The organism is Streptosporangium sp. NPDC005286, assembly GCF_040607515.1.
Classification (GTDB): Bacteria; Actinomycetota; Actinomycetes; order Streptosporangiales; family Streptosporangiaceae; genus Streptosporangium.
Map to the genome: position 1 here is coordinate 1 of NZ_JBEXGU010000245.1, position 10,218 is coordinate 10,218.

Annotated in this window: 8 protein-coding genes; 3 read left to right on the forward strand and 5 right to left on the reverse strand. The window is 69.8% G+C overall.

The annotated features are described in order from the left end of the window. Window positions 1-146: 146 nt before the first annotated feature. Together arc and ABZU75_RS42930 are read right to left on the reverse strand one after the other, a co-directional pair. Window positions 147-1,910, reverse strand: coding sequence for a proteasome ATPase (arc, locus tag ABZU75_RS42925; protein ID WP_350919233.1), 1,764 nt, complete (start codon window positions 1,908-1,910; stop codon window positions 147-149). A gap of 205 nt (window positions 1,911-2,115) precedes the next feature. Beyond that, window positions 2,116-2,985, reverse strand: a complete 870-nt coding sequence (locus tag ABZU75_RS42930) for a tRNA (adenine-N1)-methyltransferase (protein WP_350919231.1) — start codon at window positions 2,983-2,985, stop codon at window positions 2,116-2,118. Window positions 2,986-3,144: 159 nt separating this feature from the next. Between ABZU75_RS42930 and ABZU75_RS42935 the strand changes: the two genes are divergently transcribed. Next, window positions 3,145-4,251, forward strand: coding sequence for a GNAT family N-acetyltransferase (locus ABZU75_RS42935; RefSeq protein WP_355568080.1), 1,107 nt, complete (start codon window positions 3,145-3,147; stop codon window positions 4,249-4,251). A gap of 9 nt (window positions 4,252-4,260) precedes the next feature. Here ABZU75_RS42935 and ABZU75_RS42940 read toward each other — a convergent pair whose 3' ends face one another. Both ABZU75_RS42940 and ABZU75_RS42945 read right to left on the reverse strand, forming a co-directional pair. Next, window positions 4,261-5,484 carry an aminotransferase class III-fold pyridoxal phosphate-dependent enzyme gene (locus tag ABZU75_RS42940; RefSeq protein ID WP_350963069.1) on the reverse strand — a complete coding sequence of 408 codons (1,224 nt, stop codon included), beginning with the start codon at window positions 5,482-5,484 and terminating at the stop codon, window positions 4,261-4,263. Window positions 5,485-5,551: 67 nt separating this feature from the next. Beyond that, window positions 5,552-6,466: a PfkB family carbohydrate kinase gene (locus tag ABZU75_RS42945; RefSeq protein WP_355568085.1), complete on the reverse strand. Its 915-nt coding sequence runs from the start codon at window positions 6,464-6,466 to the stop codon at window positions 5,552-5,554. 84 nt (window positions 6,467-6,550) lie between these two features. Between ABZU75_RS42945 and ABZU75_RS42950 the strand changes: the two genes are divergently transcribed. Further along, on the forward strand, window positions 6,551-7,150 hold the full coding sequence (locus ABZU75_RS42950; protein WP_355568088.1) for a TetR/AcrR family transcriptional regulator: 600 nt from the start codon (window positions 6,551-6,553) through the stop codon (window positions 7,148-7,150). 85 nt (window positions 7,151-7,235) lie between these two features. Here ABZU75_RS42950 and ABZU75_RS42955 read toward each other — a convergent pair whose 3' ends face one another. Continuing rightward, entirely contained in the window at window positions 7,236-8,024 is a 789-nt protein-coding gene (locus ABZU75_RS42955; RefSeq protein WP_355568091.1) for a serine/threonine-protein kinase, read from the reverse strand. A gap of 119 nt (window positions 8,025-8,143) precedes the next feature. On the opposite strand from ABZU75_RS42955, the gene ABZU75_RS42960 reads away from it, so the two are divergent. Beyond that, the gene (locus ABZU75_RS42960; RefSeq protein WP_355568094.1) at window positions 8,144-10,135 is read left to right on the forward strand and encodes a cation:proton antiporter; all 1,992 of its coding nucleotides are present in this window, start codon (window positions 8,144-8,146) and stop codon (window positions 10,133-10,135) included. The last annotated feature ends 83 nt before the right edge of the window (window positions 10,136-10,218 follow it).

The window sequence follows — 10,218 nt, forward strand, 5'->3', positions numbered from 1 at the left end:
AGCCTAAACCGAGGCCCGCCAACAAAAAAAAACAACAAACCCCCCCCCGCCCACCAACAACCCCAAAATTACAAACAACCGTGCCCACACCCCGCCGGCGCGCCCCCCGGGGGCGGCCGCCCCGTCGATCGGCACGCGTGCCGCTTTTACAGGTACTGACCGGTGTTGGCCACCGTGTCGATGGAACGCCCGGCCTCGGTGCCCTGCTTGCCCGTCACGAGGGTGCGGATGTAGACGATCCGCTCGCCCTTCTTGCCGGAGATGCGGGCCCAGTCGTCGGGGTTGGTGGTGTTGGGCAGGTCCTCGTTCTCGGAGAACTCGTCCACACAGGCCGCCAGCAGATGCTGGATCCGCAGACCCTTCTGCCCGGTCTCCAGGAACTGCTTGATCGCCATCTTCTTGCCGCGGTCGACGATGTTCTGGATCATCGCGCCGGAGTTGAAGTCCTTGAAGTACAGGACCTCCTTGTCCCCGTTGGCGTAGGTCACCTCAAGGAAGCGGTTCTCCTCGCTCTCGGTGTACATCCGCTCGACGACCCGCTGGATCATCCCGAAGATGGTCTCCTGGCGGCTGCCACCGTGCTCGGCGAGGTCCTCGGAGTGGAGTGGGAGCTCCGCGATGAGGTACTTCGAGAAGATGTCCCTGGCCGCCTCGGCGTCCGGCCGCTCGATCTTGATCTTGACGTCCAGGCGGCCGGGCCGCAGGATCGCCGGGTCGATCATGTCCTCGCGGTTGGAGGCGCCGATCACGATGACGTTCTCCAGGCCCTCGACGCCGTCGATCTCCGACAGGAGCTGGGGAACGATGGTGTTCTCGACGTCGGAGGAGACGCCCGAGCCCCGGGTCCGGAAGATCGAGTCCATCTCGTCGAAGAACACGATCACCGGGGTGCCCTCGGAGGCCTTCTCACGAGCCCGCTGGAAGACCAGGCGGATGTGCCGCTCGGTCTCGCCGACGTACTTGTTGAGAAGCTCGGGACCCTTGATGTTGAGGAAGAAGCTCTTGCCGGACTGGCCGGTCTTCTCCGCGACCTGCTTGGCCAGGGAGTTGGCGACCGCCTTGGCTATGAGTGTCTTGCCGCAGCCGGGCGGTCCGTAGAGCAGGACGCCCTTGGGCGGGCGGAGCTTGTGCTCGCGGAAAAGGTCGGCGTGCAGGTACGGGAGCTCGATGGCGTCCCGGATCTGCTCGATCTGCCGCATCAGCCCGCCGATCTCCTCGTAGGAGATGTCGGGCACCTCCTCCAGGACGAGCTCCTCGACCTCGGACTTGGGGATGCGCTCGTAGACATAGCCCGAACGGGGTTCGAGCAGCAGGGAGTCGCCTGCCCGGATCGGCTGGCCCACCAGCGACTCGGCGAGCTTCACCACCCGCTCCTCGTCGGCATGCGAGATCACCAACGCGCGCTGGCCGTCCTCGAGAAGCTCCTTGAGCATCACGATCTCGCCAAGCTCCTCGAAGCCGAGGGCCTCGACCACGTTGAGCGCCTCGTTGAGCATGACCTCCTGGCCGCGCTTCAGCGAGTCGACGTCCACCGCCGGACTGACATTCACCCTGAGTTTGCGGCCACCGGTGAAAACCTCCACCGTGCCGTCTTCTCTGGTTTCGAGGAACACGCCGAACCCGGATGGCGGCTGCGCCAACCGGTCTACCTCCTCCTTCAGCGCGACGATCTGGTCTCTGGCCTCCTTGAGGGTGGCCACCAGACGCTCGTTCTGGCCGGTTACGGCCGCGAGGTTCGCCTGCAAGTCATGGAGACGCTCTTCAAGGATCCTGGCCTGCCGGGGAGACTCCGTCAGCTTCCGACGCAACACGGTGATCTCCTCCTGCAGGAAGGAGACCTGTGTTGTGAGGTCAGCGACCTCCCGTTCGCGCTGCGCGGCTCGAGCCTCAGCGTCGTCGCGAGCTGCCACGGCGTCACCTCCTTCCCAGTCGAGACCGACTACTCGAAACCCTACCCATCTAAGGGCTGTCCCTTACCTGGCTGAGCAGTGTTCGTATGACTACATTAAGTGCGCGATGATTAATCCCTTTTGGTGCTTTTAGTGCTAGAAGCATAAGAACACGAAGGTCTGCTCCCGTGTCACTCCCCCACGAACCGTCGTAGCCGAATCGTCATCATGTGGCGGAAGACGTGGACTCCTCACCCTGTGCACCCTTCGCCGGACGTCTACGTCGAGGTGGTGGCGTCACCCCGTCGGCCATGCGACGGGCCGTGACCAGGAAGCCGGTGTGGCCGACCATTCTGTGGTCGGGCCGCACAGCCAGCCCCTCGACATGCCAGTCACGAACCAGGGTCTCCCACGCATGGGGCTCGGTGAAACTCCCGTGCTCCCGGAGAGTTTCGACCGTACGCGACAGCTGGGTTGTGGTCGCGACATAACAGCAGATCACGCCGCCAGGGGTGAGGGCCTTGGCCGCGGCGTCCACACATTCCCACGGGGCGAGCATGTCGAGGATGATCCGGTCGACGTCACTCTCGTCGAGGTCCGCGACGAAGTCGCCGACCACCAGGCGCCACTGCGACATCGGGCCGCCGTAGAACTTCTCCACGTTCTTGGTGGCGATCTCGGCGAAGTCCTGGCGCCGCTCGTAGGAGGTGACGGTGCCCTCGGAGCCCACCGCGCGCAGCAGGAAGCAGGTGAGCGCGCCGGAGCCGACCCCCGCCTCCACCACCCTGGCGCCCGGGAAGATGTCGGCCATGGCCACGATCTGCGCCGAGTCCTTGGGGTAGATGACCGCCGCGCCGCGCGGCATGGAGAGCGTGTAGTCCTGGAGCAGGTGCCTGAACGCCAGATACTGGGTGCCCCCGGACGAACGCACCACCGAGCCCTCGGGCCGGCCGATCAGCTCACTGTGCGGGATCCCGCCCTTGTGCGTGTGGAACACGCCGTCTTCCTTCAGCGTCACCGTATGACGCTTGTTCTTGGGGTCGGTGAGCTGAACCTGATCCCCGGCCTGAAACGGCCCATGCCTGCGAAAACCCATGACCGCAAGGTTAACGGCGCGCGACCGCGGCCGATCCCGCCTCTGGCCGGGAGCGGCGGTCGAGCAGGGGGAAACGGACACGGCTGTCCGGAGCGGACGGACAGCGACGATCTGCAAAATGGTTCGCTCCACTATGGGGGAACTGGTAGCTGTTGTCGTGTGTTTCCCCAAGATGTGATTCCGGCGGGCCCCGTCGTCCTGAGGCCGCTCGCCCCCGCCGACACCGAAGCGATCGTCCGCGCCTGCGCGGACCCGGAGATCGTCCGGTTCCTCCCCCTGGTACCCGTGCCCTACACCCGGGACGACGCCCTCCAGTACCTGGAGATGGCCGAGCAGGATTGGAAGAGCGGGGGAGCCGCGTTCGCCATCGCGGACGCGAAGACGGGCGAGTGGCTGGGCAACATCGGCCTCAAGCCCTCCCGCCTGCGGAGCACCAACGAGATCGGCTACCTGGTCGCACCGTGGGCGCGGGGCCGGGGAGTGGCCACGGCCGCCACCGCCGCGCTGGCCGGATGGGGCTTCGGCCACGGGGTGGAGCGCGTCGAACTCCTCGCCGACGTGGAGAACCTGGCCAGCCAGCGTGTCGCCCTGGCCGCCGGTTTCCGGCACGAGGGCGTTCGGCGCGGGGCCGAACAGCAGCGTGACGGCACCCGCCGCGACCTGGTCTCCTTCGCACGCCTGCGCGGCGACTCCGGCGAGCGGGTGACGCCGTTCCTGCCGGACTTCCCCGGCGGCTCACTGACCGACGGGATAGTACGGCTCAGGCCGCTCACCCCCGCCGACGCCGCCGACTACCTGGCGCTGCACAACCTGCCCGACGTCGTGAGGTACAGCGTCCCGCCCGAGCCCCGCAGCGCCGAGCAGGTCGAGGAGCGGTGCCGCACGGCGGGCGCGACCCGACTGGCCGGCGGGGGGGTCGAGGCGGTGATCACGGACGCCGCGACGGGCGCGTTCGCCGGGGAGATCCAGCTCTCCAACCTGGCCCCGCCGCTGGGGCAGGCCATGACGGGCTACAGCCTGCTGCCGGCGTTCCGCGGCCGGGGCTTCACCACCAGGGCGGTGAACCTGCTGGTCGACTGGGCCTTCGAGCACACCTCCCTGAGCCGGATCATCGCGGGCACCTCCCCCGCCAACGTCGCCTCGCAGCGCGTGCTGGAGCGCGCGGGTTTCGCCCGCGAGGCCCTGCTGCGCGGTCTGCTGCCCGGCCCCGACGGCACCCGCCTGGACGACCTGCAGTGGTACCGGCTGCGGGACACCCCACGCTAGGGGCCGCGTTCAGTCGGCGCCGAAGTGGGCCCTGAGCCTGGCGTAGGCGGCGTCGGTGCCCTGCAGCACCCGGTCGATGTCGGCGTCGGTGTGGGCCGCCGACAGGAACCAGTTGTGCCACGGATGGAGGTAGACCCCCTCCTGCAGGCAGGCCGCGGCCCAGAACATGCCCTTGTCCAGGGTCACATCGCCCTCGAAGGAGAGCCATGGGATCTGCACCGGGCCGGTCTGGTTGACCGTGAAGCCATGGGAGGCGGCCTGGGCGGCGAGGCCCTCGCGCAGGCGGGTGCCCGCGCGCTCCATCAGGGCGATGCCGTCGATGTCGCGCAGCGTCTCGATGGTGGCCTTGGCCGCGGCCATCGGAGCGGCGTTGAACCAGAAGGAGCCCGTGGAGTAAAGCGTCTGGGCGGGCCCTCGCAGGGCGTCCACCCCGGTGACGGCGGCGATCGGGTGACCGTTGGCCATGGCCTTGCTGAAGGCGTACAGGTCGGGGCGCACACCCAGCGGCTCCCAGGAGCCGCCCAGGTCGATCCGCCAGCCACCGCGCACGTCGTCGATCACCAGCGCGGCGCCGATCCGATCGGCCAGCGCCCGCACCCCCCGGGCGAACTCCGCGGCGACGAGTTCCTGGTCCTCGAACGAGTCGTGCTTGAACGGCGTCACGATGATCGCGGCGACGTCGCCCTCCGCCTGCGCCGCGGCGGCCTCGACGCTGGCGAGGTCGTTGTAGGTGAACTCGACCAGGTCCGCGCGCTCGCTGGGGGTGGTCCCCGCCGTACTGGGCGTGCACCACGGGTCGGCCCCGTGGTAGGCGCCGTGCGCCATGAGGACCTTGGTCCTGCCGGTGGCGGCGCGGGCCACCATCAGCGCCTGGGTGGTGGCGTCGGTGCCGTTCTTGGAGAACATCACCCAGTCGGCCTGCGGGACGGTGTCCACCAGAAGCTCGGCGAGCTCCACGTAGACGGGGCCGGGGCCGTTGAGGCAGTCGCCCGCGGCGAGCTGGGCCGTGACGGCGGCCTCGACCGCGGGGTGGCGATGGCCGAGCACGACGGGACCCCAGGAGCACATGAGGTCGACGTACTCGCGCCCGTCGGCGTCCCGCTGACGGCAGCCCTCGCCGCCGACGAAGAACTGCGGGTAGGCGGGGCCGTGCAGGGCCGCGTTGAGGTGGCCGTACATGCCGCCGGGGACGACCTTGGCGGCCCGCTCCCTGAGGCTGGCGTCGATGGACATGCGTCGTCCTTTCGGATCTGGATCGGTTCGGGCGGTTCGGTGCCGTGTCCGGCCGCGAGCGGTGGGATCACTTCTCCTCGCGTAGTGCGCGCGCCCCGTCCAGGCCGGCGTCCGAACCCAGACCGCCCGCGACGCGAGCGGCCAGCGCGGTGCCGAGCCGTGCCGAGCCGGCCACGTCACGGCCGTCGACCAGGCCGGCGATGAACCCGGCGCAGTAGGCGTCACCACACCCCGTGGTGTCGACCACTTCGACGTCGAGGGCGGGAACGCGGGTGACGCCCTCCGCCTCGGCGATCAGGCTTCCGTCCGCGCCGAGCGTGACCAGGACCGCCGAGGGCCCCTCTCCCAGCAGGGCCAGCGCGGCCTCCTCCGCACTGCCCGCACCGCTCATCAGCAGTGCCTGCTCCTCGTTGGGCAGGAGGTAGTCGACGTGCGGGAGGAAGCTCCGGACCCCCTGCATGAGGTCCGGCATATTGGACAGAAGGTCCATTGTGATGATCGTGCCCGCCGCGCGCGCCTCGTCGAGCAGCGCGAAGAAAGCGGGGTCGTACAGGCCCCAGGTCACGTCCATGCCCCCCAGGTGCACGACGCGCGCACCGAGGATCCGCTCGCGACCGACGTCGGCGACGGCCAGGCCCAGGTTGGCTCCGGGGACATGGAAGGACGGGCGCCCGCCGTCCGGACGGATGGGCAGGATCGAGGCGGCGGTCTGCTCCCCCCGCCTGCGGACCACCCCGGTCACGTCGACGCCGCGCCGCCCCATCATCATGACGAGCAGATCTCCGAGCTCGTCGTCGCCGACCGCCCCCACCGAGGCCACCGGGACACCGAGCGCGGCCAGGTCGACGGCGGTCGCGGCCGCGGCACCCGCGGCGGTGACGCGGATCTGCTCCAGCAGGTGGGTGTCCTGCCTGGCGGGAATCGACTCCACCGGCCTGGCGAGCACGTCCACGATGTGCACCCCGAGGGCTACGACGGTCATAGCGAGTCCTCCTCATGTCTTCAGCGGATAATAGACGGGCGACCGACTACAATGTCAACGGATTCCGTTCGGGAGGGAACCGAGTTGCCAAAGATCGTCGATCATGGGGAGCGTCGCGAGGAGGTCATCGAGGCCGCTCGCCGCATCATCCTGCGCGAGGGCATCGAGGCCGCCACGACCAGGGCGATCGCCAAGGAGGCCGGCTACTCCAACGGCGTGCTGACCCACTACTTCGCCGACAAGGACGACATCATGCTGTCGGCGCTGCGCTCCTCGCACCGGCGCATCGTGAAGCGCCTGCGCGGCAAGCTGGCCGGCCTCACCGGGCTGGCGGCGCTGCGCGAGCTCCTCCTCGACAACCTGCCACTGGACGAGGAGCGCACGCGGGAGAGCGGGCTGGAGGTCGGCTTCTGGAGTCGCAGCATGACCAGCCCGGCGATGCTGGAGGCGCAGCGCGCCGAGGCCGAGGAGCTGCGCTACCTGGTGCGCAGCCTGCTCGGCGCCGCGGCCGCCGGTGGGGAGATCTCCACCACCGAAGACCTCGACGACGTGACCGAGCGGCTACTCGCCCTGGTCGACGGGCTGAGCGTGCACCGCCTGCTCTACCCGGGCAGGCTCGGCACCGCACGTCTGGAGCGGGTGCTCAACGCCGAGCTGGACCGCCTGCGCCCCACCGGCGGGTAGCGCCCGGCCACCCCGTGCCCGCTCGGCTCCCGGCGCGCACGCCCAGGGAGCCGAGGCCACGGTCCCGGGGCGCGCGGGCGGAAGCTCAGACCAGCAGGGCGTAGAGCCGGTCGGCCACCCCCCGCGCGGTGGGCCGCTTGGCCACGTCGCCAAGGCATGCCTGGACGAGGTCCGACAGCTCGGGCTCCAACCCCGGATCGATCGACGGCGGCGTGCTGTACACCTTCCGCAGGGTCAGCAGCGGGTCGTGGGTGGGCAGTTTCCCGTAGAGCCCGACGCCGCTCACCGCCCAGTGCAGCGTCGCGCCCAGCGACCACACGTCGCCCGCGGGGGTGGGCGTCTCCCCCTGCAGCAGCGTGGGATCGGTGAACTCCACCGAACCGATGTCCCCCATCCCGGTCACCGTCACGCCCGGCGTCAGCACCTGCGACAGGCCCAGGTCGGAGAGCTTGCCCCCGTCGTCGGCGAGCAGCACGTTGCCGGGGCGGATGTCGCGATGGACGATGCCCTCCTCGTGCAGTGCCTGCGCCGCGTGGGAGACGCAGGCGATCGAGCGCAGCACCCGCTCGCGCGACGGCCGCTCCGCGGGATGCGCCAGCGAGCCGTCCGGCAGGTACTCCATCGAGTAATAGAACACCCCGCCCTGCTGGCCGGCGTCGTAGAGCCGCACCAGATACGGGGAGCGCACCGCGGCGAACGCCTTCAACTCTCTCGTGGCGCGGCGGAAGGCGTCGTTCCCCGTGCCCCCCACCACCTTCACCGCGACCAGATCCGCCTCGATGGGTAACCGCTCGGGCCTTTTCGCCAAGTAGAACTCACCGTGATTACCGGCTCCCAGTGACCGGATGAACTCATAGTCGGCGATGCCTTCCACAACGGTCTCCCTCCATGCCTGCGCAACGTTCGCGACGACACCCCACACACGGTAACGTCGCCTTCGCCATTCTCGGGGCTTTTCTTTGCATACGGAAAGCGTGCTCGCAATTGCTGCACATGGATCTGCTCCTGCTTGACCTTGTCATCGTCCTTGCGGCCGCGCGGCTTTTCGGAGCGCTGGCCAGATGGCTCGGCCAACCTCCGGTCATCGGCGAGATCGTGGCCGGCATCCTGCTGGGCCCCACCCTGCTGGGCCCCCTGATCGGTGACGAGCTGTTCGGCTCCGAGATGCGGCCCCCGTTGCAGGCCCTGGCCAACGTCGGCCTGGTGCTGTTCATGTTCGTCGTCGGCCTGGAACTGGACCAGAAGCTGGTCAGGGGCAAGGGACGGATCGCGGTGACCGTGGCGCTCGGCTCGACCGTGGTGCCGTTCGTCCTGGGCTGCGTGCTCGCGCTGGCCATCGCGGGTGAGCACGTGGGAGGCGACAAGACCCTGCCGTTCGTGCTGTTCATGGGCGCGGCGATGGCCGCCACCGCCTTCCCGGTGCTGGCGCGGATCCTCACCGACCGGGGAATGCAGCGGATCACGCTCGGCGGCCTCGCCCTGGCCTCGGCGGCCGTCATCGACGTGCTCGCCTGGACCGTCCTGGCGGTGGTGGTGGGCATCGCGGGGGCCGGAGAGTCCGAGGGGCAGTGGAAGGTCCTGCTCGCCCTGCCGTACGCGCTGGTGATGTTCCTGGTCGTCAAGCCCCTGCTGGCCCGGCTGGTGCCCGCCTACGAGAAGGCCGGGCGGCTGACACCCGGCCTGCTCTCCCTGGTGCTCCTCGGTCTGATCGGATCGGCCTGGGCCACCGAGTGGATGCATGTCCACTTCATCTTCGGCGCGTTCGTGTTCGGCGCGGTGATGCCCCGCGAGGGGGCGGAACGGCTCAACCACGAGATCCTGGAGCGGCTGGAACAGCTCGCCGTACTGCTGCTGTTGCCGATGTTCTTCGTGGTGGCGGGGCTCAACGTCAACCTGCGCGAACTCGACCTGTCCAGCCTCGGCACGCTCTCCGCGATCCTGGTCGTCGCGATCGGCGGCAAGCTGCTCGGCTCCTACGCCGCCGCGCGGACCCAGCGGCTGCCCAACCGGCAGTCCTGGGCACTGGCCTCCCTGCTCAACACGCGAGGGCTCACCGAGATCGTCATCCTCACCGTCGGCCTGCAGAAGGGCGTGCTCGACGACGAGCTCTACTCGCTGATGGTGGTCATGGCCCTCGTCACGACCGCGATGACCGGCCCGCTGGTGCGCAGGATCTACCCCGACAGGCGGGTGGCCCGCGACATCGCCGAGGCCGAACGTGCCGCCCTCGGCGTGACCGCCGCCCACCGGGTGCTGGTGATCGTGCCCGATCCGCCCGCCGAGCAGGCCCCGTTGGTCGGCCTGACCACCACCCTGGCCCTGTCCAGGTCGCCGTCCGAGGTGGTCCTGGGCCACCTGCGCCCCTACCCGGCGGGCCGCCTGGAGGTCGGCAGCGGCCTCTCCTCGGAGCTGGCCGAGCTGGCCGAGACCCTCCACGACCTGGAGGCGCTGGCCGGCAGTGCCCGCGAGCGCGGCTCGGAGACCAGGGTGGTGAGCCGGTTCAGCGCGGATGTGGCAGGCGAGCTGCCGGAGCTGGCCTCCGGTGCCCGAGCCGACCTGCTGGTACTGCCCGCCGGTGTCCCCGGCTATGCCGCCGTGCGTGACGGCGCGGTCTGCCGCGTGGTGACCGTGTCCTTGCCCATGCCGGAACAGGCCGAGCCCGGCTCCGAACCGGAGCCGGTCGCGGTACGTTACGGCTCCGGTGACGACGCGGCCGCGCACGTGGCGCTCACCCTCGCGATGCTGTGGGACCGGCCACTGATCGTCACCGGCGGGAACCGGGCCTCAGCCCTGGCCCAGCGGCTGTCCAAGCTCGGAGTCGCGGCCGGCACGGGTGCGATCCCCGAGGGTGCGCTGGTCGTGGCCGCCGACACCGGGACCGCCCCGGAGGGCGCGCACCTGCTGGTCCGCCCCGAGCAGGACCCCGACCCGGTCGACTGGGCCGAGGCCGTCTCCGCTCTGCGCGCCCCGGCCCCGCAGCTCTGATCGCACATCGACCTGGCACGCGAGCGGCACGGCGAAAGGACCCCGAGAACACGCCGGGCGGTACGGCCATGGCCGTACCGCCC

What these genes read in the sequence shown, in the direction of transcription:
- ABZU75_RS42930 (WP_350919231.1), bottom strand. Translation starts at nt 2,985, where the DNA reads ATGGGTTTTCGCAGGCATGGGCCGTTTCAGGCCGGGGATCAGGTTCAG.
- ABZU75_RS42940 (WP_350963069.1), bottom strand. Translation starts at nt 5,484, where the DNA reads ATGTCCATCGACGCCAGCCTCAGGGAGCGGGCCGCCAAGGTCGTCCCC.
- ABZU75_RS42945 (WP_355568085.1), bottom strand. Translation starts at nt 6,466, where the DNA reads ATGACCGTCGTAGCCCTCGGGGTGCACATCGTGGACGTGCTCGCCAGG.
- ABZU75_RS42960 (WP_355568094.1), top strand. Translation starts at nt 8,144, where the DNA reads ATGGATCTGCTCCTGCTTGACCTTGTCATCGTCCTTGCGGCCGCGCGG.